Here is a 20,991-nt window from a genome sequence, read left to right as displayed (position 1 = left end):
CTCCATTTAGCCGAAAAGTGAGAATATTTTATAAACAATAAAGCTAATCGGGTTGGATCCATCCACAAACGAAGTAACCATGCTTGCTGTGCCAAAGCCATCCGGCAGACTAAACATATTGGCCTCTTGAACGACTGCGGTGATTTCCGGTGAAACCAAAGTAGAAATCGGAAGCATAACAAATGCGATCAGAAATACGCCGATAATAAATAATTTGATAACATTACCTTTGACAAATGGCGTAATTAGGCAGATGGCAAATGCAATACTGGCCAAATCGGCAAATGGGATAACGCGGTTGTAAGGAAGTACGGCGGCCAATATGAGCGAGACGGGGACAAGCATAATGCTCGCAGCCAGTGTAGCGGGGTTGCCGATGATAACAGCGGTATCCAGGCCAATGCGGATCTTACGGCCAGGCATCCATTTTTCGAAACGGGTACGGATCACTTCGCTCAGTGGACTCAAGCCTTCCACCAACACAGATACCATTCGAGGAAGCAAGACCATTACACCGGCCATTGTCATGCCGACGCCAAGCGATCCGCCAAGATTTTGTCCCGCCAGCAGGGAAATGACAAGACCTATCACAAATCCCATAAAAATTGGTTCGCCCAAAATGCCGAATCTTTTTCGAAGCGATTCCGAATCACCATCCAAATTTTTCAAAACGGGAACTTTGTCCATTCCTTTTGCAAGAACCCATCCGATCGGCATGAATGATATCGAAACAAGTTGGGGGAAGGAAATGCCTGGAAGACCAAAAAAATCTTCCGTTCGCGGAGCGATGAGGTCAGCGAGCTTCAAAATAATGCAGACACAGACCGAAAAGGCAAGAATGGCCAAAAACATATTATGATCAGTTGCGACATAAGTGAACATGCCGGCATAAAAGCAAAGTGCATAATTCCACAAATCAATATCCAAAGTATCGGTATATTTGACTAGGAGAAGAATGATGTTGAGGATTACAAACAGCGGAAGCATGAGCAGAGAAATCGGGAGGGCCCAGATTGCACTCATGAAGGGACCCCATCCAACATCAATAACATTTAGTGAAAGATCCCAACGTTCAACCATCGATTCTGCCACTGGCGCAAGAACTGTGAAAAACAGATTGGTCAGTGTGGACACACCAACAAAGCCGACGCCTACCGTCAGTGCGGCGCGCAGAGCTTTGCTGAATTTTGCCCCCATGACCAGCGCCATGATCAGCAGGAAGAGCGGAACCAAAACAAAAGAATCAAAATCAAGCAATACCTGAAAAAGAGATTTGATCAGTTCTAATAATTGACTCATTTGGTTCCCTCCTCACTTTCCAGCCACTGCCTGTCCAACGATTTCACACATCTTTTCAATAATCGCTTCTTTGCCGATCCCTGTCAAAAACGGCGTCGCCACAAGTGCTGGAATGTCCTCTGGCGTTGAAACTGCACCGGTAACCATGATAAGGCAGGGATGCCGCATTTCGATTTTAGAATTCATTTCTGCGAAGGAACTTTGAATAACCTCAACGTCAAAGCCTTGATCGTCAAGGATTTCCCGAACTTTTCCAGCGACAATAGTCGAGGTTGCCACAGAGCTTGCACAGCAGACGAGAATGGTTGGCTTCATAACATTTTTACCTCCTTTTTTTGCATTTTTTGGCGATATTATTACTTGATCGCATCCCTCCTTGCTTCAGAAAAAGTCTTATTCTTGCGGGTTGTCTGATACGGCGTTATTTTGCATCCCTTGTGCATGGGGAATGCATATAACCTCTATGCCTTTTTCGCGAATGGAGCAGATACGGGGATCTGCGTCATATCCGTCTACATAAATTTGATCGACCTGCTCAATAGCGGCAACTGTGAGCAGGGCGGTTACATCCAGCTTAGTGTGGTCTACCAGCACTATTTTTTTCTCGCCGCACTGTAGAGCTTGCCTCTTGATGGCAGCATCCTCTTCAAGATATTCGGTCAGACCATATTCTGCAGAAAGTCCTGCGACGGATAAAATAGTTTTATTTACATGAAACCCCTTTAACTGATTAATGGTAACATCGCCAAATGTTGAGGGTTCGGTGAAGCGAAGCCATCCGCCCAGAAGGAAGACTTTTGCAGAGGGGTTTTTTAAAAAGACCATTGCAATCTTTAACGACGGAGTGATGATGGTGAGCTGAGGTATATTGCTGATTGCTTTGGCGAGTTCGTATATGGTTGATCCGTTATCTATCAAGAGCGTCTCGCCGGGTAATATATCGTTGGCAACTTCTTCGGCAATACGCTTTTTAGCAGCAACCTGCATCTCGCTTCTGTCGTCATATGCCGGCTCAGAGGACTTGAAGTAGGAGGGGATAACAGCGCCTCCATGAACACGCTTTAACAAACGGCGCTCTTCCATTTCGGTTAAGTCTTTTCTGATTGTTTCTGGCGTCACCTGAAGCGCTTCGGCTAGCTCGGTAACCTTTACTCGTTTTTCGGTTTGTATTTTCTTCAGAATATATGATTCCCGATCGTTTGCCATAAAAATGCCTCCGTTTTCTATGCCTTTATTTTCTGTATTGATCTTTTGTTTTTTTATATTATACTTCTGGTTTGCATTTATGTCAACAAAAACAAAGAAAACAAAAAACACTATAAATAATAAAAATAGGAATAATATGCGAGAATTTAGGATAAAAATAAGAATTTATTTTAAAAAAACAAAACAAAAAATGAAATTGTGCATTTTTGACATTTTTGTTTTTTGAATTTTGGTTTGTATTTGTGTTTTTAAATTATTTACTTTTGAATGTAAAGTGTTATAATAAAGATCAATCTATGACCCATTACTGCTCGGATAAAAGAAAGAAGGGATTCCATGGAAAAAAACAAAGATAAGTTATTAGGAACAATCACATTCGGTTCACAGCTAATTGATATCAATATTATTTCCGATAACAGTGAGTGCGCAATTTTTCAAACGGCACAACTGCTGATCAATGCAGGATGTGTGGAGAAAAGCTATCCGGACGCAGTATGGAAGCGTGAGCAGAGTTTCCCTACCGGTCTTCAGCTCAAAGATATCTGCGTTGCAATCCCACACGCAGAGGCGGTGCATGTAAAAGAATCTGCAATTGCTTTGGGCATACTGCGGAATCCTGTCGATTTTCAACTAATGGGCGAACCGGATCGAAAGGGAGCGGTACATCTGTTGGTGATGTTGGCAATAAAGGATCCCAATAAACAGATTGATGTACTGCAGAATCTGATGGAAGTATTTCAGACCGAGGGAGCTGTCCAAAGCATTCTGCAAGCAGATACCTGTGAGGAGGCCGCGACTCGTTTTGCCTCACTGATCCAAAAGAGCGGGAAGTGAATATTTATGGTTCGTCTGATTGCAGCGGATATGGATGGCACGCTCTTAAACAATCGAAAAGAACTGCCTGAAGACATTGTGCCTGTTATCAAAGTGCTACAGCGCATGGATGTGCGTTTTGTTGTCGCCTCCGGCAGACAATATAAGAACTTGCTCTCTTTTTTTCCGGAAATATCTGACATAATAGCATTTATATGTGTGAACGGATCGCTAATATATGATAGGGGACAACTTGTCTCCATATATGAAATTGATCCGAATTTACTATATGAACCAATCGGTACAGCGCGGCATATTGCAGGTTCGCATATGGTTGTTACATGTGTGGATGGTGTATATACAGAGAGCCGCGATCAGGATTTTCTGCAGTTTGCGAAAAAGTACTTTTGCGATTTGCAGCAGGTTGACTGCTTTGAGCAGATTCTGAAAACAGATAAGGTGGTACAGTGTTCCGTATATCATCCTGAGGCAAAAAAACATGTTCTCCCTGCGCTGTCTGCATTTAAAGAGTGTATAGAAATTTATCTGTCTGAAAACATGTGGGTTGATATACACCGACTTGGTGTCGATAAAGGTACGGGCTTGCAGGAACTGCAACAGCGATACGGCATTACTGCCGGTGAAAGTATGGCGTTTGGAGACTATCTGAATGATATAGGCCTAATGAAGGCGTGTACCCATACGTTCGCCATGAAGAATTCGCACCCTGCGTTGGCCGCTATGTGTAAATACCAGATTGGCTCGAATAATGAAAACGCTGTAGTAGGCGCAATAAAAAAATGGTTTCATATTGGATGATGCTAACAGATAAGAGCATGGTTCAGGAGGACACATTATGAAAATCGGATTGGTCAAAGAGCGTAAAAATAATGAATATCGCGTTGGTATGACTCCTGCAAATGTGCGGGCATATACGGCTGCCGGGCACACGGTAATGGTCGAAAAAGGTGCGGGGCTGGGAGTGGGCTTCAGCGATGATGATTATATATCTGCAGGCGCACAATGTGCAGAGGATGCAGAGCGGATATGGAAAGCATCGGAAATGATCGTAAAAGTAAAGGAGCCGATTGCGAGCGAATATCCGCTGATGCGGGAAGGACAGATTTTGTATACCTACTTGCATCTTGCAGCCGATAGGCCTCTGACGGAGGCGCTAGTAGCAAAACATATCCGTGCAGTAGCGTATGAGACGATTACGGATAAAAATGGAGGCCTTCCGTGCCTGACACCGATGAGCGAAATTGCCGGACGGATGTCGGTGCAGGAAGGCGCTAAATACCTGGAGAAAACATTTGGAGGAAGAGGGGTGCTGCTCTCCGGTGTTCCGGGTGTATACAAAGCAAAGGTTGTTATTCTGGGGGCAGGTACGGTTGGTTCCAATGCTTGTAAAATCGCCGTAGGTATGGGGGCTGATGTAACAATACTGGATATTAACGTTAACAGATTGACTGCTTTGGACCAGCAATATGGCAGCAGGATACAAACATTGTATAGTACGCAAGACAACATTGCGACAAGCCTGAAAAAAGCAGATCTTGTAGTCGGTGCCGTGCTGTCGCCGGGAAGAAAAGCGCCTTGCCTGGTAACACGCGACGATTTGGCTATCATGCAGCAGGGAGCGGTCATTGTAGATGTTGCGATTGATCAGGGCGGATGTTTTGAGACATCACATGTCACAACGCATCAGGAGCCGGTATTTATTGATTCCGGCATCGTACATTATTGTGTTTCCAATATGCCGGGGGCGGTTGCATATACTGCAACAGAAGCGCTGACAAATGCAACGATACAAATCGGGCTAACGATTGCAAATAACGGATTGGAGCAGACAGCAAAACAGAATTCATGTATTGCGTCGGGAATTAACTGCTATGATGGGAAAGTTACCTGCAAAGGCGTAGCAGAAGCACATGGCATGCAATATAAGAAGCTATATGAAATATTAGGCTTGTGATATGGGGGCAATATGCTAAAATCAGATTAAATATTATGTGATAATATCATAATGAATTCATACAATGAAAATCAGTTCAAAAATATGGGACGTTAGGATCGATTTCAGTAGGAGGATTACAAAAAATCCTTGACAAATCCCGCAAAGAGCGGTACACTAATAACCAAGCAATATACTATAGAAATTGTAGGAAAAGGAGGAGACCGTAATGCTGGCACTGCGAATGTCCATGTGCATGATGTGCGGTTTTGCTCGTTTTTCTGCAATACAGCCGTAACAGGGCTGTTATGCTGCAAGCGGGCCGTATTTGTCATGCGGCGCGATGCGGTTCAGATGGAAAGCGAGCGGAAAGCAGGACTGCTTTCCGCTTTTATTTTGAAACAAGGGGGAATAAGGTTTGGAACAGGATGTTATTGTGCGAATCCAAAACCTGAACAAGACGTTCCGCGGGCGCGCGGGTACGGTTGTGGCGCTTGACGGTGTCAGCCTGGACATCAGACGCGGCGAGATATTTGGCATCATCGGCCTGTCCGGCGCGGGCAAATCCACGCTGGTGCGGTGCATCAATTTTCTGGAAAAGCCGACCGAGGGTACGGTCACGGTGGACGGGCAGGAGCTGGGGGCGCTTTCCAAAAAGGAGCTGCTGCAGGCGCGCCGCTCCATGGGCATGATCTTCCAGCAGTTCAACCTGCTGCAACAGCGCACCGCGCTGCAAAATATCTGCTTCCCGTTGGAAATCGCGGGGACGGGTAAGGCGGAGGCGGAAAAGCGGGCGCGCGAACTGCTCGATATCGTCGGCCTGAGCGACCGCGCGGGTAATTACCCATCCCAGCTTTCCGGCGGCCAGCAGCAGCGCGTGGCCATCGCGCGAGCCTTGGCGACCAACCCTAAGATCCTGCTCTGCGACGAGGCGACCAGCGCGCTGGACCCGACGACGACGCGCTCCATCCTCGCGCTGCTTAAGGAGATCAATCAGACGCTCGGCATCACGATTGTGGTCATCACGCATGAGATGGCGGTCATCGAGGAGATCTGTCAGCGCGTGGCGATCATCGATTCCAGCCGCATCGCAGAGGTCGGCACGGTCGATCGGGTGTTCACCCGCCCGCAGTCCGCGATGGCCAAGCAGTTGATCTATCCGGATGGCAGGCGGGAGCGCCTGGCCACGGGCAGGCATTACTGCCGCATCGTGTTTGATGGAAACTCGTCGTTTGAGCCGGTGGTATCCAACATGGTGCTGGAATGCAAGGCGCCGGTCAATATCATGTTTGCGGACACCAAGGATATCGACGGGAAGGCATATGGCCAGATGATCCTGCAGTTGCCGGAGGATGAACGCGCGGCAAAGCGGGCGCTGGCCTATCTGGAAACGCAGAACGTGCATGTAGAGGAGGGCGACGCGCATGCTTTCACCTGATTTCTGGGCGCAGGCCCTGTGGGAAACCTTGTACATGGTCGCGGTATCCACCGTGGTGTCCTATGCGATCGGGCTGCCGGTCGGCCTGCTGCTGGTGGTGAGCGATAAGGGCGGCATCCGCCCGATTCCGGTACTCAACACCGTGCTGGGCGTGGTTGTCAATATTCTGCGCTCGGTGCCGTTCCTGATCCTGGGCGTTATGATTACGCCGATGACGCGCGCGATCACAGGCTCCTCGATTGGCACGACCGCGATGATCGTGCCGCTGACCATGGCGGCCGCCCCCTATGTGGCGCGCATGGTAGAATCCTCCATCAAGGAGGTGCCGTTTGGCGTGATCGAGGCCGCGCAGTCTATGGGGGCAAGCCCGTGGCAGATCGTGTGGAAGGTGCTTGTGCCGGAGGCCAAGCCCTCGCTCATGGTCGGCGGCGCGATCTCGGTCGTCACTATCCTGGGCTATTCCGCGATGGCCGGCTTTATCGGCGGCGGCGGCCTGGGCGCAGTGGCAGTCACCTATGGCTATAACCGCTATCAGTTCGATATTATGCTGGTTGCGGTGATCATCATTGTCGTGGTCGTGCAGATCTTCCAGGAGGCTGGCCTTTGGCTGGCGCGCCGGCTGGATAAGCGCAACCGGTAAAGCAATTTGTTTTGTTATCATTAAATTAATGATATGGGGGCGGCGCTGCGGCCGCGCGCCGTCCCACCAATGAGAAAAGGAGAGAACTGATTATGAAAAAGAAAATCGCAGCTTTGCTTGCGGGCGCGCTGTGCCTGACAGCGCTTGCAGCCTGCGGCGGGAACAGCCAGGACCAGGACGCGGATAACGGCGGCGCATCGGATGACGCGGCAAAGACCATTACGGTCGGCGCGTCGCCCACGCCCCATGCGGAGATCCTGAAGGCGGCAAAGGACGTGCTGGCCGAGGCGGGCTACACGCTCGAAGTGGTGGAGTTCACCGACTATGTGACCCCGAACACTGCGCTGGTTGAGGGCGAACTGGACGCGAACTATTTCCAGCACATCCCGTACCTGAACAACTTCAATAAGGAGAACAACGGCGACCTGGTCCCCGCGATCGAGATGCACTATGAGCCGTTCGGCATTTACCCGGGCAAGACCGCGACGCTGGACGAAGTGGCGGACGGCGCTACCATCGCCGTGCCGAACGATGGCTCCAACGAGACGCGCGCGCTGCTGCTTCTGCAGGACGCGGGTCTGATTAAGCTTAAGGACGGGATCGACCCGACCTCGGACGCGACCAAGCTGGACATCGTGGAAAACCCGAAGAACCTGGATATCCAGGAGATCGCCGCGGAGCAGCTCCCGCGTTCGCTGCAGGACGTTGACCTTGCGGTCATCAACGGCAACTATGCCCTGCAGGCCGACCTGAACGCCAAGGAGGACTCGCTCATCACGGAAAATCCGGAGTATGCGCAGGTATACGTCAACGTGATCGCCTGCCGCAGCGGCGACGAGGACAGCGAAAAAATTCAGGCGCTGGCCGAGGCGCTGCAGAGCGATACGGTCAAGCAGTTCATCGAGGAAACCTATAAGGGCGCCGTGGTGGCGACTTACTAAAACAGGCCATCAGACAGGGAGGCAAAGCCGCCCCGTTTGGAGGATGGATCAAAAAAAGAACCGCTGGAAAGCGGTTCTTTTTTTGATTCTCATTCTGCTGCGGCCTGTACGCCCGCCATGTCCTGCACGGGCTTGCACGCCAGCTCCTTGCTGATCTTGCCCGCGAAGCCGGTGAGCGTTTTGCCCGGGCCGATCTCGCACGCGGTGGTAAGGCCCGCCGCCATGCCGTTGCGGACGAGCTGCGTCCAGCGCACGGGAGAGATCATGTGTTGCTCCAGATGCGCGGGCAGGTCGGCGCAGTCGAGTACGTTGCCGTCCAGGTTGGAGTAGATATCCATTCTGGGCGCGGAGAAAGTAAAGTCCGACACATAAGCGCGCAGCTCGGCCGCCGCCTTGGCCATCAGCGGCGTGTGGAACGCGCCGGAAACCGCGAGCGGGAGCGCGCGCCGCGCGCCGGCCGCCTTGCAGTTCTCAACCGCCTCGTCCAGCGCCTTGCGCTCGCCCGCGATGACGAGCTGGCCGGGGCAGTTGTAGTTGACCGGACGCACCAGGCCGCCTGTCACCTGGGCGCAGGCCTGCTCGATCGCCGCGTCGTCCAGCCCGAGGATGGCGGCCATGCCGCCGTCGATCGAGTCCGCCGCCTGCTGCATCAGTTTGCCCCGCATGGACACGATCCTGACGCCGTCCGTGAGCGACACCACGCCGGCTGCCGCGAGCGCCGTGTATTCGCCCAACGAGAAGCCCGCCGCGGCCTTGAAAGATACGCCGGCCTCCTGCAGCGCCGCGAGCGCGGCCATCGAGTGCGTAAAAATCGCGATCTGGCTGTTTTCCGTGCGGGAAAGCGCCTCCTTATCGCTGTCAAAGCAGAGCTTTGCAACGTCCAGGCCCGCCCCGTCGCTGGCCTCTTCAAAAACCAGCCGTGCGGCCTGCGAATTTTCGTACAGGTCCCTGCCCATGCCCGGGACCTGCGCGCCCTGGCCGGGGAAAAATGCAAAACCGTATTCCATTTCGTTCCTCCAAATACCGATGCCAGACCTCGGAAAAGGTTGACATTTTCGTGTCCTTTTATTATAATAGTCAAGGATTACTTTGTCAATCAAACTATTGTCGCTTTTCCACGGTTTTTGGGAGAGCGATTTGATTTTAGGGAGCGTGGCTATCATCAACACTCAACTGATCGGCACGGGATCGTGCATTCCGGAGTTTGCCCTGACCAATGCGATGCTCGAGCAGATGGTCGACACCAGCGACGAGTGGATCGTCAAGCGCACCGGCGTGCGCGAGCGCCGCATCGCCAGGAACACCCGCACATGGGAGTTGGCGCTCGGCGCAGCGCAGAACGCGCTGGCGGACGCGGGAATCACGGCGGAGGAGCTTGACCTGCTCCTGGTCAGCACTTGCACGCCGGATACCAACACGCCCAACACCGCGAGCGTCCTGCAGGACAAGCTGGGCGCTCGCCAGGTTGGCGCGATGGATATCAACAACGCCTGCGCGGGCTTCATCTCCGCGACCGACATCGCGGACAGCTACATCCGGTCGGGCAAGGCGAAGACCGTACTCGTCGTTTCGGCGGAAACGCTGCACCGCATCACGGATTACACCGACCGCTCCACCTGCATCCTGTTTGGCGACGGGGCGGCCGCAGCGGTCTACCGCGCGACCGAGGACGCCGCCGTGGGCATCCAGTCCACGTTTATCGCGGCGGACGGCTCGGGCGCGGAGTACCTGTACATGGAGGCGCTGCCGGTCGAAGACCCGTTCGCGCCCGAGCGGACAGTCGACCCTAAGGCGCGCTTCCTGAAAATGCAGGGCGCGGCGGTCGTGCGGTTCACCGCGCGCGCGGTTCCGCTGGCAATCGATACCGCGCTGCAGCGCGCGGGCGTTTCGGCCGAGGAGATCGACTGGGTGGTGCCGCATCAGGCCAACCTGCGCATCCTGGACGTGATCGCCAAGCGCTACCATCTGCCGAAAGAAAAGGTCTATGTGAACATGGACCGCTTCGGCAACACCTCTTCGGCCAGTGTGCCGATCTGCCTGGACGAGATGCGCCGCAAGGGCCTGCTCAAAGCGGGCCAGACCATCGTCTGCACCGGCTTCGGCGGTGGGCTGACCTACGGCGCGTTTGTACTCAAACTGTAAAAGGGGAGCGAATCAAATGAAGACCAAGATCACAGAACTTCTCGGTATTGAATATCCGATTGTGCAGGGCGCGATGGCGTGGATCGCGGAGCACCACCTCGCGGCGGCGGTGTCCAAGGCGGGCGGCCTGGGCATCATCGCGGGCGGCGCGGCGCCGGTGGATTATATCCGCGATGAGATCCATAAGGCGCGCGCGATTACGGATAAGCCGCTGGGCATGAATATCATGCTGCTCTCCCCGAACGCGGACGACCTCGCCCAGCTCGCCATCGACGAGAAGATCGAGGTGCTGACCACGGGCGCGGGCAATCCGGGCAAATATATGGAAGGCTGGAAGAGCGCGGGCATCAAGGTGATGCCGGTCGTCGCGTCGGTCGCGCTGGCCAAGCGCATGGCGCGCGCGGGCGCGGACGCGGTTATCGCGGAAGGCATGGAGGGCGGCGGCCACATCGGCGAGCTGACGACCATGCCGCTTGTGCCGCAGGTAGTGGACGCGGTGGATGTGCCGGTTATCGCGGCGGGCGGTATCGCGGACGGCCGCGGCATGGCCGCGGCGCTCCTGCTGGGCGCGGAGGGCGTGCAGTGCGGCACGGTGTTCCTCGCGTCCGACGAGTGCTATATTTCGGATAAGTACAAGGAGCTTGTGCTCAAGGCGAGCGATATCTCCACGGTTGTTACCGGACGTCCGTCCGGCCATCCGGTGCGCTCGCTCAAAACGCCGATGGCGCGCAAGTGCCTGGAACTGGAGAAGATCGGCACCGAGCAGTCGCTGGAGGAGCTGGAGGCTGCGACCGCGGGTTCTCTGCGCAAGGCGGTGCAGGATGGGAACTATGAGGAAGGCACGTTTATGTCCGGCCAGATCGCGGGTATGCTCACCGAGCTGCGCCCGTGCGCGGATATCCTGCGCGGCATGACTGAGGGAGCGGAGCAGCTGCTCCGCACCGCATATCAGCGTTTTGAATAAGGAGAGCGGGAACATGGGTGTTGCAATTGTAACTGGCGGCTCGCGCGGCATCGGCGCGGCTATTTCGGAAAAGCTGGCAAAGGACGGCTATGATGTTGTGATCAACTGTGCCTCCTCGGTGGAGAAGGCGGAGGGCGTCGCGGAGAAGTGCCGCGCGCACGGCGTCAAGGCGGTCGTAAAGCAGTGGGATGTCGCGGATTACGCGGCGTGCGAGGCGGCGGTCAAGCAGATCAAGGAGGAGCTGGGCGTGCCAGCGGTGCTGGTCAATAACGCGGGCATCACGCGCGACGGGCTGCTCGTCCGCATGAAGCCCGACCAGTTTGACGCGGTCGTTTCGACCAACCTGAAGGGGACTTTCAACATGACCCAGATCGTCGGCGCGATGATGCTGCGCGCCAAGGCGGGCAGCATTGTCAGCCTGTCGAGCGTGGTCGGTATTTCGGGCAATGCGGGGCAGGCGAATTACGCGGCTTCTAAGGCGGGCGTGATCGGCCTGACCAAATCCGCGGCCAAGGAGCTGGGGGCGCGCGGCGTGCGCGTCAACGCGGTGGCGCCGGGCTTTATCGAAAGCGATATGACCGACGTGCTGCCGGAGGATGTGAAGAAAGGCATGCTGGCGCAGATCGCCATGAAGCGCTGCGGCCGTCCGGAGGAGATCGCGGATATCGTTTCGTTCCTTGCGTCGGACGCGGCCTCGTATATCACCGGACAGGTCATCGTTGCGGACGGCGGCATGCTTTGACCTGCCGCACGGAAGCAGAAGGGCGGGACACGCGCAGGCGGCACGTCCCGGGAAAACGAGGAAGAAGGAGATGCTTTGATGGAACGGGTAGTTATCACTGGTATGGGCGCGGTCACGCCGGTCGGCAACGACGTCCAGACGTTTTGGGAGTCGCTCAAGGCCGGTAAGTGCGGTGTAGGTCCGATCACCAAGTTCGATGTATCGGAATTTAAGGTAAAGCTGGCCGCTGAGGTCAAGGATTTCGACGTGACGCAGTATGTAGATAAGCGCGAGGCGCGCCGGATGGACGTCAACTGCCACTTTGCGCTGGCGGCGGCGCAACAGGCGGTCGACCAGGCGGGCCTCAGGGAAGGGAGCTTCGATCCCTACCGCGCGGGCGTGATTTATGGCTCGGGCGTGGGCGGTCTGCAGATCGCTGAGCAGGAGATCCCCAAGCTGAACGAAAAGGGGCCGGGGCGCGTGTCCCCGCTGTGTATTCCGGAGATGATCGCCAACATGGCGGCGGCGTATATCTCCATGCGGTTCGGCTTCAAGGGCGAGAATTTCTGTCCGGTTTCCGCCTGTGCGACGGGCAACCATGCGATCGGCGAGGCTATGCGCGCTATCCGGCATGGCTATCAGGACGTCGTGGTCTGCGGCGGCACCGAGAACGGTATTATCCCGATCTCGATGGCAGGCTTCCAGAACATGAAAGCCGTGCATATGGGCGATGAGCCGGCATGCGCCTCCATTCCGTTCGACGCCCGCCGGTCGGGCTTTGTGATGGGCGAGGGCGCGGGCTGCCTGGTGCTTGAGAGCCTGACGCATGCCCAAGCGCGCGGCGCGACGATCCTCGCGGAGATTGCGGGCTACGGCGCGACCGGAGACGCCTACCATATCACCAGCCCCTCTCCGGACGGAGAGGCCGCTTCGCGCGCCATCCTAGGCGCGATCACGGACGCGGGCCTGACTCCTGCGGATGTGGACTATATCAACGCGCACGGCACGTCCACCCCGCTGAATGAAAAGTATGAAACCATCGCCATCAAAAAGGCGTTTGGGGACGAGGCGTACAAGGTCAAGGTGTCGTCCACCAAGTCGATGACCGGCCACCTGCTGGGCGGCGCGGCCGCGGTTGAGGCGATTGCGTGCGTCATGGCGATCCGCGACGGTGTGGTGCCGCCAACCATCGGCTATCAGGAGGCGGATCCGGACTGCGATCTGGATATCACCCCGAACAGGGCGGTTGAAATGCCCGTGAACGTGGCGATTTCCAATTCGTTGGGCTTTGGCGGCCATAACGCCTGCATCCTGATTAAGAAGGTGTAAGATATGGATATCAAGGAACTGAAAGACGTTGCCATCGAGCTGATGGATGCGCTCAAGGCCAAGGGCCTGGGCGAGGTAGAGATCGAACTGGACGACATGAAGCTGAAGATCAAATCCGCTCCTCCCGCGCCGGTTGTGGCGGCTCCCGCGGCGGCGGTAGCACCGGCGGCTGCCCCCGCTGCCGCGTCGGAGGACGAGGCGCCTGCCGCGGCCGAGGACCTGCCCGAGGGTACGCCGGTTAGGAGCCCGCTGGTGGGAACGTTCTATTCCTCCCCGTCCCCGGACGCGCCGCCGTTCGTGCTGGTCGGCCAGAAGGTCAAGGAGGGCGACACGCTATTCATCGTGGAAGCGATGAAGACCATGAACGAGATCAAGTCCCCGTGCGACGGAACGGTCGTGCGCATTCTGGCGCAGCCGGGCGATATGGTCGAGTATAACCAGATCATCGTTGTGATCGAATAAGGGAAACGGCAGCCGGTTCGCCGCAGGGCGCGGCGGGAAAGGGCTTGCGTTTTCACAGGAGAGGGATTATAATATGCTGAACAAAGAACAGATCATGGAGATCCTTCCGCACCGCCCGCCCATGCTGCTGGTGGACGAGATCCTCGAAATGGACGAGGAGCACGCGGTAGGCACGCTGCACCTGACGGGCGACGAGTTTTTCTTCCAGGGCCACTTCCCGGGCAACCCGATCATGCCCGCCGTGTTCCGGCTGGAGGCGCTGGCGCAGGTCGGCGGCGTGGCGCTGCTGTCCATTCCGGAATTCAAGGGGAAGACCGCGGTGTATACCGGTATTGATAAGGCGAAATTCCGCGCCATGGCCAAGCCGGGCGATACGCTCCGGCTGGAGGTGAGGTTTGTCAAGCGCCGCGGTCCGATGGCGGTCGCCGAGGGCGTAGCTTGGGTCGGCGATCAGAAAGCCGCCGAGGCGGAAATCAAGTGCATGGTCATCATGGACTAAGGCAGGGGAAACAATGTTTCAAAAGGTACTCATCGCGAACCGCGGCGAGATCGCGGTCCGCATCATACAGGCTTGCCGCGACCTGGGCATCATTTCGGTCGCGGTATATTCCGAGGCCGACCGCGAGGCGCTGCACGCGCAGATCGCGGATGAAGCGGTGTGCATCGGGCCGGCGCGCGCTTCGGAAAGCTATCTGAATATGGAGAACATTATCTCCGCGGCGCTGGCCTCGGGGTGTCAGGCGATCCATCCGGGCTTTGGCTTCCTGTCGGAAAATCCCGATTTTGCCGAGCTTACCACCCAGGCCGGGCTGGCGTTCATCGGGCCGACCTCGGCCACCATCCGTCTGATGGGCGATAAATCCGAAGCCAAGCGCAACGCCATCGCGGCGGGCGTGCCGGTCGCGCTCGGCACGGATGGGCCGCTGCGCGATTTTGACGAGGCGATCAGCGAGGCCGAGCGCATCGGGTATCCGGTTATGCTCAAGGCCGCGTCGGGCGGCGGCGGCAAGGGGATCCGCGTGGCGCACAGCGTTCGGGAGCTGAAGGACGCCTACGACAGCGCGGCGGCGGAAGCGGTCGCCAATTTCGGCGACGGGCGCCTGTATATGGAAAAGTACATCCAAAACCCGCGCCATATTGAGGTGCAGATCATCGGGGACAATTTCGGCAACGTGGTACACCTGTTCGAGCGCGAATGCTCGGTGCAGCGCCGCCATCAGAAGCTGATCGAGGAAAGCCCGTCCGCGTTCGTCACACCCGAGCTGCGCGAAAGGATGACCAGGGCCGCGGTCGATCTGGCCAGGCGCGTGGGCTACCGCAACGCGGGTACGATCGAATTCCTGGTGGATAGCGACCGTAACTTTTATTTCTGCGAAATGAATACCCGCATTCAGGTAGAGCATCCTGTTACCGAACAGGTGACCGGCGTGGACTTGGTGTGCGAGCAGATTCGGGTCGCGGCGGGCCGGCCGCTCTCGTTCGCGCAGGAGGATTTGACGCTGCGCGGCCACGCGATCGAGTGCCGCATCAATGCCGAGGATCCTGCCCGCAATTTCGCGCCCTGTCCGGGGACGCTGGTGTCCATGCACCTGCCGGGCGGACCGGGCGTGCGCATGGATACGGCGGCCTATCAGGGCTATCAGATACCGCCGTTTTATGATTCCATGATTGGCAAGCTGATCGTTTACGGCGCGGACCGGCAGCAGGCGATCGCACGCATGCGCCGCGCGCTGGCCGAGACGTTGTTTGAGGGCGTCGTGACCGGTACGGACTACCAGATGCACATTCTGCGCTCCAAGGCCTTCGAGGAAGCGCGGTTCAATGTCAATTCGATCGCCAACGGCGATTTTGACCACTAATAAGGGGGGAACGGTATGGGACTGATCGACCTTTTCCAGAAAACGCGCGAAACCTCCATGGAGATGAAGCCCCAGGAGGAGGAAGGCGTCAAGGTAGTCAAATGCAAGGGCTGTGGCGCGGAGATCAAGGCATATGCTTACGGGAAAAACCTGTACGTCTGCCCGCACTGCGGCCGGTACGGCCGCCTGCTGGCGCGCACCCGCATCCGGCAGGTCGCGGATAAGGACAGCTTTACCGAGCTGTACGGTGACCTGGCGCCTGCGGACCCGATCGATTTTCCGGGCTATGCGGATAAGGCTGCGGAGCTGGCAGAAAAGGTCGGCATGCTGGACGCGGTCAAAACCGGCGTGTGCCGCATTGGCGGCGTGGAAACCTGCATCGGCGTGATGGACAGCCACTTTATGATGGCGTCCATGGGCTCGGTTGTGGGCGAAAAGCTGACCCGCCTGTTCGAATACGCGACCGAAAAAGGGCTGCCCGTGGTGGTTTTCACCTGTTCGGGCGGCGCGCGTATGCAGGAAGGGATGTATTCGCTCCTGCAGATGGCCAAGGTGTCCGCCGCGGCGCGGCGGCACTCGGATGCAGGGCTGCTGTATATCACCGTGCTTACCGACCCGACGACTGGCGGCGTGACCGCCTCGTTCGCGATGCTGGGCGACATCATCCTCGCCGAGCCGCGCACAACCATCGGCTTTGCGGGGCGGCGCGTGATCGAGGGAACCATCGGCGAGACGCTGCCGGAGGATTTTCAGTCCTCGGAGTTCTTGCTTTCGCATGGCTTCTGTGATAAAATAGTTCCGCGCAATCAACTGAGGGGAACTTTGGAGAACCTGCTCAAGCTCCACTGTGCGCCCAAGGGGAAGAAACGGCAGGTGTGGCGCCATGAAGAATAACAGGCCGGCAAGCGAAAAAATGCGCATCATACACGATACCAAGCGGCCTATGTTGAGCGACTATATCGAGACGCTGTTCGATGATTTCATCGAACTGCACGGCGACCGCTATTTCGCGGACGACCACGCGATCATGGCGGGCATCGGCTGGTTGAACGGCACGCCGGTAACCGTGATCGGCCACCGCAAGGGCCGCACGATTGAGCAGAATATGGACGCGAACTTCGGCATGGCCAATCCGGAGGGCTATCGCAAGGCGCTGCGCCTTGCGCACCAGGCGGAAAAGTTCCGCCGCCCAGTCATCAATTTTGTGGATACCTCGGGCGCATACCCGGGCGTGGGCGCGGAGGAGCGCGGGCAGGGCGAGGCGATCGCCCGCTGCCTTTATGAGTTTATCGAGCTGAAGACGCCGGTGATTTCAATTGTCACGGGCGAGGGCGGCTCGGGCGGCGCGCTGGCGCTGGCTGTGGCCGACCGCGTGCTGATGCTGGAAAACGCGATCTATTCGGTCGTTTCGCCGCGCGGCTGCGCGTCTATCCTGTGGAAAGACCCTACGCGCGAGGGAGAGGCCGCGGACGCGCTGCGCATCACCGCGCAGGACCTGTACGAATTCGGCATGATCGAGGGCATCATACCGGAGGGGCAGTCGGGCTCACAACTGATCCGCAACGTGGGCCGCGCGCTGCGCGACACGCTCGCGGAACTGGCGGCCGAGCCGGATATGGATACGATGCTGCAAAAACGGTATGAAAAATTCCGTAAGATCGGAGTTTTCAGACAAATAAAACAAGAAGAAATCGAAGGAGTGTAGACCCATGTTTGAAAAGATCTGCGAGCTGCTGGCTGACAAGTTTGACGCTGATGCTTCTACCATGACCATGGACACCAAAATCAAGGAGGACCTGAACGCGGACTCCCTCGACGTTGTCGAGCTGATGATGGACTTGGAGGAGAACTTCGGCATTACCATTTCCGATGAGGAAGCGACCCAGATGAGCACCATCGGCGATATCGTCAAGTATATTGAGGAGCATCAGGACTGATTTTGCCAAAGCGGAAAAAGGCTTCGGAACCCTATGGTTCCGAAGCCTTTTTTTGCTCTGCCGGACGCTGCCGGCTTTACCTGTTTTTTGTTGCAACAGGGGATGGTATCTGTTATAGTGAAAGAAAAGGGAGGAGATCGGGATGGAAGAGAATTTAGAGGGAATCCAGCGGCCGGTTTACCGGAACCTGCGGATCATCTGGCAGGTGCAGGTGATTGGCTTTGTGTTTTCGTTTTTTGATAACATTCTGGTCACGGTGGCCGGCATTGTTTTGCTTATCGTGCGGATTGTGCAGGTGCGCGCGCTGGCCGACGTATCGGATGGGATGGCGCGCGCATACCGTGTGCTGATCACCGGACTGGCGCTGACGGTTGGGTGTTCGTTGCTCGGGCTGCTGGCGTTCGGCTCGATACTGAGCGTTATCTTTGCGCTGGCCGCGCTGGCAGGGGCGATTGTACTGCTCGTTGCAGATTATTATTTTTATTTCGGACTGGACGACTTGGCTGCCTTGCGCGGCTATGCTTATCCGCAGGGTCGCATCAAGCGGTGTTTCTGGCTGTCGCTGATTGGCGGGGTGGTCGTCGGAATCACAGAACAGTTGGGGGCGGCTTGGTTTGCAGAAGCATGCAATATTGTGATAACGGTTATCACGCTGGTGCTGCTCTGGCAGTACCTTGAGGCGGTCAAACAGGCCGAGAAGAACGCATAGCAAAAAGAGGACGGAAATTTTTCCGTCCTCTTTGCTTGTCCATCCGTCCTCAGCCTCTGACCGCGATGACTTCCACCTCGACCTTTGCGCCGAGCGGCAGCGCCGCGACCTGCACGCAGGAGCGCGCGGGCGGATTTTCGGGGAAATACTTGGCATACACGCCGTTGAACGCCGCGAAATCATTGATGTCGGACAGGAAGCAGGTGGTCTTGACCACACGGTCGAACGCCACGCCGCCCTGGGCGAGTACATAATGCAGGTTTTTCATGACCTGTTCGGTCTGCTCCTCGATGGTAGCGGCCTCGATCTTGCCGGTCTTAGGGTCGATCGGCACCTGGCCGGAGGTGAAGATCAGGTTGCCCGTGACAACGGCCTGGGAATACGGGCCGACCGCCTTGGGCGCGAAATCGGAATGAAGAACTTCTTTAATTGCCATGGTGGAAAAACTCCTTTATTGAAATGGTTTTGGTTGAACAGGATTATTTTTTGCCGCCCTTTACCTTTTTCAGGCGCTCGGTGTTGGACAGGATCTTTTTGCGGACGCGCACGCTCTTGGGCGTGATCTCGAGCAGCTCGTCGTCCGAAATGAATTCCAGCGCCGCTTCGATCGACATCTGGCGCGGCGGGATCAGGCGCAGCGCGTCGTCCGAGCCGGAGGCGCGCATGTTGGTGAGCTGCTTTTTCTTGCACACGTTGACCGCCATATCGTCTCCGCGCGGGTTCTCTCCAATGACCATGCCCTCGTACACCTGTGTGCCTGGGCCGATGAACAGCGGGCCGCGCTCCTGCGCGTTGAACAGGCCGTAGCCGACCGCCTCGCCGGTTTCAAACGCGATCAGCGAACCGGTGGTGCGCTTGGAGATATCGCCCTTATACGGCTGGTAGCTGTGGAACACCGAGGACAGCACGCCCTCGCCCTTGGTATCGGTCAAAAATTCGGTGCGGTAACCGAACAGGCCGCGCGCTGGAATGAGGAATTCGAGACGCATGCGGTCCGCGCCCTTGGGGTTCATGGAGACCAGCTCTCCCTTGCGGTTCCCCATCTTTTCCATGATCGCGCCCACCGCGTCCTGCGGCACATCCGCGATCATGCGCTCGACCGGCTCGCAGGTTTTACCGTCGATCTCGCGGAACAGCGCTTTGGGCGCGCCGACCTGGAACTCGTACCCCTCGCGGCGCAGGTTCTCGATCAGGATGGACAGGTGCATCTCCCCGCGGCCGCACACGCGGAAGGAGTCCGTGGTGTCGGTCTCGTTGACGCGCAGGGACACGTCCTTCAAAAGCTCGCGGAACAGGCGCTCGCGCAGATGGCGGGAGGTGACGAACTTGCCCTCGCGTCCGGCAAACGGGGAATCGTTGACCGAGAAAGTCATCTCGACCGTCGGCTCGGAGATCTTGACGAACGGCAGCGGCTCGACCGTGTTCGGGTCGCACAGCGTTTCGCCGATGGTGACGTTTTCAATGCCTGAGAAGCACACGATTTCGCCGGCGGTGGCCTCGTCCACCGGCTTGCGCTCCAGTTCCTCGATGGTGTAAAGCGTGACCACCTTGGCATTGTACGGCTGGGTCGTGCCGTGGTAGTCGCACACCGTGACCTGCTGGCCCACCTTCATCGAGCCGCGCTCGATACGGCCAATGCCGATGCGGCCTACATAGTCGTTGTAGTCGATCGAGGAAACCAGCATCTGCGTCGGGCCGTCGGTATCCACCTGCGGGGCTGGAATGTGCTCCAGAATCTGTTCGAAGAGCGGGGTCAGGTCGGTCCCCTCGGCGTTCGGGGACATGGAGGCCGTACCCGCGCGGCCCGAACAGTAGACGATCGGGCTGTCGAGCTGCTCGTCGGTCGCGTCGAGGTTCAAAAGCAGCTCGAGTACCTCGTCGCCGATCTCGTTCAGGCGCGCGTCCGGACGGTCGATCTTGTTGACCGCAATGATGATCTTGTGGCCGAATTCCAGCGCCTTCTGCAAAACAAAGCGGGTCTGGGGCATGGGGCCTTCGGCTGCGTCCACCAGCAGGACGACGCCGTCCACCATCTTGAGGATGCGTTCGACCTCGCCGGAGAAATCGGCGTGGCCCGGTGTGTCAACGATGTTGATTTTGACGCCTTTATAGTGTACCGAGGTGTTTTTTGCAAGGATGGTGATGCCGCGCTCGCGCTCGATATCGCCCGAGTCCATCACGCGCTCCTCGACCACCTGGTTCTCGCGGAACGCGCCCGCCTGCTTGAGCATCTGGTCGACCAGCGTGGTCTTGCCGTGGTCGACGTGCGCGATGATGGCGATGTTGCGCAAATCGTTTCGGATCATGTATATTCCTCCATCAGCGGAAAATTTTCGTGCAGATATTATTATACTGTTTTTTTAGTGGGTTTTCCACTTGTTTTATCATCAAAAATAGTGCGATATAAAGGTATAAAACTGTCAATATTTGCGATTTCCGCACGGTTACGCAACGCTTGCGGCGGGGAACGGGAAGACGCGCCGGCCCTGCGTCCGCGCTTGCGGCTGGGATTGTAGTATGGACGGAAAAAACGCGCCCTATGCCGCGGCAGCACCCGCCTCGCCGGACGGAGCGAAA

At 56.7% G+C, this 20,991-nt stretch carries 23 protein-coding genes; 17 read left to right on the top strand and 6 right to left on the bottom strand.

What is annotated here, in order from left to right; translation table 11 throughout:
* Positions 1-6: 6 nt before the first annotated feature.
* The 3 genes from DBQ51_RS06060 to DBQ51_RS06050 all read right to left on the bottom strand — a co-directional run bounded on the left by DBQ51_RS06060 (position 7) and on the right by DBQ51_RS06050 (position 2,505).
* Positions 7-1,299 (bottom strand): PTS galactitol transporter subunit IIC, encoded by a 1,293-nt coding sequence (locus DBQ51_RS06060; protein WP_107631029.1) that lies wholly within the window; start codon positions 1,297-1,299, stop codon positions 7-9.
* 12 nt (positions 1,300-1,311) lie between these two features.
* Positions 1,312-1,614: a PTS sugar transporter subunit IIB gene (locus DBQ51_RS06055; protein ID WP_107631028.1), complete on the bottom strand. Its 303-nt coding sequence runs from the start codon at positions 1,612-1,614 to the stop codon at positions 1,312-1,314.
* 78 nt (positions 1,615-1,692) lie between these two features.
* Complete coding sequence (locus DBQ51_RS06050; protein WP_107631027.1) at positions 1,693-2,505, bottom strand: DeoR/GlpR family DNA-binding transcription regulator; 813 nt, start codon at positions 2,503-2,505, stop codon at positions 1,693-1,695.
* Positions 2,506-2,841: 336 nt separating this feature from the next.
* Between DBQ51_RS06050 and DBQ51_RS06045 the strand changes: the two genes are divergently transcribed.
* The 6 genes from DBQ51_RS06045 (at position 2,842) to DBQ51_RS06020 (ending at position 8,291) form a co-directional block, all read left to right on the top strand.
* Positions 2,842-3,339 carry a PTS sugar transporter subunit IIA gene (locus DBQ51_RS06045; RefSeq protein ID WP_107631026.1) on the top strand — a complete coding sequence of 166 codons (498 nt, stop codon included), beginning with the start codon at positions 2,842-2,844 and terminating at the stop codon, positions 3,337-3,339.
* Positions 3,340-3,345: 6 nt separating this feature from the next.
* A complete protein-coding gene (locus tag DBQ51_RS06040) occupies positions 3,346-4,137 on the top strand; it encodes an HAD family hydrolase (RefSeq protein WP_107631025.1) in 792 nt (263 codons plus the stop codon).
* A gap of 37 nt (positions 4,138-4,174) precedes the next feature.
* Positions 4,175-5,293, top strand: a complete 1,119-nt coding sequence (gene ald, locus DBQ51_RS06035) for an alanine dehydrogenase (RefSeq protein WP_107631024.1) — start codon at positions 4,175-4,177, stop codon at positions 5,291-5,293.
* Between the two features lie 397 nt (positions 5,294-5,690).
* Positions 5,691-6,710 (top strand): methionine ABC transporter ATP-binding protein, encoded by a 1,020-nt coding sequence (locus DBQ51_RS06030; protein ID WP_054326683.1) that lies wholly within the window; start codon positions 5,691-5,693, stop codon positions 6,708-6,710.
* Positions 6,697-7,350: a methionine ABC transporter permease gene (locus DBQ51_RS06025; RefSeq protein WP_054326684.1), complete on the top strand. Its 654-nt coding sequence runs from the start codon at positions 6,697-6,699 to the stop codon at positions 7,348-7,350. The genes DBQ51_RS06030 and DBQ51_RS06025 overlap by 14 nt, the downstream gene beginning before the upstream one ends.
* A gap of 92 nt (positions 7,351-7,442) precedes the next feature.
* Complete coding sequence (locus DBQ51_RS06020) at positions 7,443-8,291, top strand: MetQ/NlpA family ABC transporter substrate-binding protein (RefSeq protein WP_107631023.1); 849 nt, start codon at positions 7,443-7,445, stop codon at positions 8,289-8,291.
* 89 nt (positions 8,292-8,380) lie between these two features.
* Here the strand turns inward: DBQ51_RS06020 and fabD are convergent, their stop codons facing one another.
* Entirely contained in the window at positions 8,381-9,298 is a 918-nt protein-coding gene (fabD, locus tag DBQ51_RS06015) for an ACP S-malonyltransferase (RefSeq protein ID WP_159068083.1), read from the bottom strand.
* 145 nt (positions 9,299-9,443) lie between these two features.
* Between fabD and DBQ51_RS06010 the strand changes: the two genes are divergently transcribed.
* The 11 genes from DBQ51_RS06010 (at position 9,444) to DBQ51_RS05960 (ending at position 18,414) form a co-directional block, all read left to right on the top strand.
* A complete protein-coding gene (locus tag DBQ51_RS06010) occupies positions 9,444-10,433 on the top strand; it encodes a beta-ketoacyl-ACP synthase III (protein ID WP_242977843.1) in 990 nt (329 codons plus the stop codon).
* 16 nt (positions 10,434-10,449) lie between these two features.
* The gene (fabK, locus tag DBQ51_RS06005; RefSeq protein WP_054326687.1) at positions 10,450-11,397 is read left to right on the top strand and encodes an enoyl-[acyl-carrier-protein] reductase FabK; all 948 of its coding nucleotides are present in this window, start codon (positions 10,450-10,452) and stop codon (positions 11,395-11,397) included.
* Positions 11,398-11,410: 13 nt separating this feature from the next.
* Positions 11,411-12,139 carry a 3-oxoacyl-[acyl-carrier-protein] reductase gene (gene fabG / locus DBQ51_RS06000; protein WP_107631022.1) on the top strand — a complete coding sequence of 243 codons (729 nt, stop codon included), beginning with the start codon at positions 11,411-11,413 and terminating at the stop codon, positions 12,137-12,139.
* 75 nt (positions 12,140-12,214) lie between these two features.
* Positions 12,215-13,447, top strand: a complete 1,233-nt coding sequence (gene fabF, locus DBQ51_RS05995; protein WP_199855185.1) for a beta-ketoacyl-ACP synthase II — start codon at positions 12,215-12,217, stop codon at positions 13,445-13,447.
* Positions 13,448-13,450: 3 nt separating this feature from the next.
* Entirely contained in the window at positions 13,451-13,909 is a 459-nt protein-coding gene (accB, locus tag DBQ51_RS05990) for an acetyl-CoA carboxylase biotin carboxyl carrier protein (RefSeq protein ID WP_054326690.1), read from the top strand.
* Positions 13,910-13,982: 73 nt separating this feature from the next.
* Positions 13,983-14,408 carry a 3-hydroxyacyl-ACP dehydratase FabZ gene (gene fabZ, locus DBQ51_RS05985; RefSeq protein WP_054326691.1) on the top strand — a complete coding sequence of 142 codons (426 nt, stop codon included), beginning with the start codon at positions 13,983-13,985 and terminating at the stop codon, positions 14,406-14,408.
* Positions 14,409-14,421: 13 nt separating this feature from the next.
* Positions 14,422-15,768 (top strand): acetyl-CoA carboxylase biotin carboxylase subunit, encoded by a 1,347-nt coding sequence (gene accC, locus DBQ51_RS05980; RefSeq protein WP_054326692.1) that lies wholly within the window; start codon positions 14,422-14,424, stop codon positions 15,766-15,768.
* Between the two features lie 15 nt (positions 15,769-15,783).
* Complete coding sequence (accD, locus tag DBQ51_RS05975; protein ID WP_054326693.1) at positions 15,784-16,662, top strand: acetyl-CoA carboxylase, carboxyltransferase subunit beta; 879 nt, start codon at positions 15,784-15,786, stop codon at positions 16,660-16,662.
* Positions 16,652-17,473 carry an acetyl-CoA carboxylase carboxyltransferase subunit alpha gene (locus tag DBQ51_RS05970; RefSeq protein WP_054326694.1) on the top strand — a complete coding sequence of 274 codons (822 nt, stop codon included), beginning with the start codon at positions 16,652-16,654 and terminating at the stop codon, positions 17,471-17,473. Before accD ends, DBQ51_RS05970 begins: the two co-directional genes overlap by 11 nt.
* 4 nt (positions 17,474-17,477) lie before the next feature.
* Positions 17,478-17,705 (top strand): acyl carrier protein, encoded by a 228-nt coding sequence (acpP, locus tag DBQ51_RS05965; protein ID WP_054326695.1) that lies wholly within the window; start codon positions 17,478-17,480, stop codon positions 17,703-17,705.
* Between the two features lie 142 nt (positions 17,706-17,847).
* A complete protein-coding gene (locus DBQ51_RS05960) occupies positions 17,848-18,414 on the top strand; it encodes a hypothetical protein (RefSeq protein WP_107631020.1) in 567 nt (188 codons plus the stop codon).
* A gap of 49 nt (positions 18,415-18,463) precedes the next feature.
* On the opposite strand, the gene DBQ51_RS05955 is transcribed toward DBQ51_RS05960, so the two are convergent.
* Positions 18,464-18,850 carry a RidA family protein gene (locus tag DBQ51_RS05955; protein ID WP_054326698.1) on the bottom strand — a complete coding sequence of 129 codons (387 nt, stop codon included), beginning with the start codon at positions 18,848-18,850 and terminating at the stop codon, positions 18,464-18,466.
* Positions 18,851-18,893: 43 nt separating this feature from the next.
* On the bottom strand, positions 18,894-20,720 hold the full coding sequence (typA, locus tag DBQ51_RS05950; protein WP_107631019.1) for a translational GTPase TypA: 1,827 nt from the start codon (positions 20,718-20,720) through the stop codon (positions 18,894-18,896).
* Positions 20,721-20,991: the final 271 nt, after the last annotated feature.

The sequence above is a fragment of the Agathobaculum massiliense genome (genome assembly GCF_900291975.1).
Taxonomy (GTDB): Bacteria; Bacillota; Clostridia; order Oscillospirales; family Butyricicoccaceae; genus Agathobaculum; species Agathobaculum ammoniilyticum.
Note: the sequence above shows the minus strand (reverse complement) of the source record. Positions and strands in the feature narration are given on the sequence as shown.

Bases quoted from the DNA above. Each gene is read 5' to 3' on its own strand.
- ald (WP_107631024.1), top strand. From the start codon at position 4,175: ATGAAAATCGGATTGGTCAAAGAGCGTAAAAATAATGAATATCGCGTT.
- fabG (WP_107631022.1), top strand. From the start codon at position 11,411: ATGGGTGTTGCAATTGTAACTGGCGGCTCGCGCGGCATCGGCGCGGCT.
- DBQ51_RS05970 (WP_054326694.1), top strand. From the start codon at position 16,652: ATGAAGAATAACAGGCCGGCAAGCGAAAAAATGCGCATCATACACGAT.
- accD (WP_054326693.1), top strand. From the start codon at position 15,784: ATGGGACTGATCGACCTTTTCCAGAAAACGCGCGAAACCTCCATGGAG.
- accC (WP_054326692.1), top strand. From the start codon at position 14,422: ATGTTTCAAAAGGTACTCATCGCGAACCGCGGCGAGATCGCGGTCCGC.
- DBQ51_RS06060 (WP_107631029.1), bottom strand. From the start codon at position 1,299: ATGAGTCAATTATTAGAACTGATCAAATCTCTTTTTCAGGTATTGCTT.
- DBQ51_RS06020 (WP_107631023.1), top strand. From the start codon at position 7,443: ATGAAAAAGAAAATCGCAGCTTTGCTTGCGGGCGCGCTGTGCCTGACA.
- DBQ51_RS06050 (WP_107631027.1), bottom strand. From the start codon at position 2,505: ATGGCAAACGATCGGGAATCATATATTCTGAAGAAAATACAAACCGAA.
- typA (WP_107631019.1), bottom strand. From the start codon at position 20,720: ATGATCCGAAACGATTTGCGCAACATCGCCATCATCGCGCACGTCGAC.
- DBQ51_RS06055 (WP_107631028.1), bottom strand. From the start codon at position 1,614: ATGAAGCCAACCATTCTCGTCTGCTGTGCAAGCTCTGTGGCAACCTCG.
- fabZ (WP_054326691.1), top strand. From the start codon at position 13,983: ATGCTGAACAAAGAACAGATCATGGAGATCCTTCCGCACCGCCCGCCC.
- DBQ51_RS06045 (WP_107631026.1), top strand. From the start codon at position 2,842: ATGGAAAAAAACAAAGATAAGTTATTAGGAACAATCACATTCGGTTCA.
- fabK (WP_054326687.1), top strand. From the start codon at position 10,450: ATGAAGACCAAGATCACAGAACTTCTCGGTATTGAATATCCGATTGTG.
- DBQ51_RS05955 (WP_054326698.1), bottom strand. From the start codon at position 18,850: ATGGCAATTAAAGAAGTTCTTCATTCCGATTTCGCGCCCAAGGCGGTC.
- DBQ51_RS05960 (WP_107631020.1), top strand. From the start codon at position 17,848: ATGGAAGAGAATTTAGAGGGAATCCAGCGGCCGGTTTACCGGAACCTG.
- fabD (WP_159068083.1), bottom strand. From the start codon at position 9,298: ATGGAATACGGTTTTGCATTTTTCCCCGGCCAGGGCGCGCAGGTCCCG.
- accB (WP_054326690.1), top strand. From the start codon at position 13,451: ATGGATATCAAGGAACTGAAAGACGTTGCCATCGAGCTGATGGATGCG.
- acpP (WP_054326695.1), top strand. From the start codon at position 17,478: ATGTTTGAAAAGATCTGCGAGCTGCTGGCTGACAAGTTTGACGCTGAT.
- DBQ51_RS06025 (WP_054326684.1), top strand. From the start codon at position 6,697: ATGCTTTCACCTGATTTCTGGGCGCAGGCCCTGTGGGAAACCTTGTAC.
- DBQ51_RS06040 (WP_107631025.1), top strand. From the start codon at position 3,346: ATGGTTCGTCTGATTGCAGCGGATATGGATGGCACGCTCTTAAACAAT.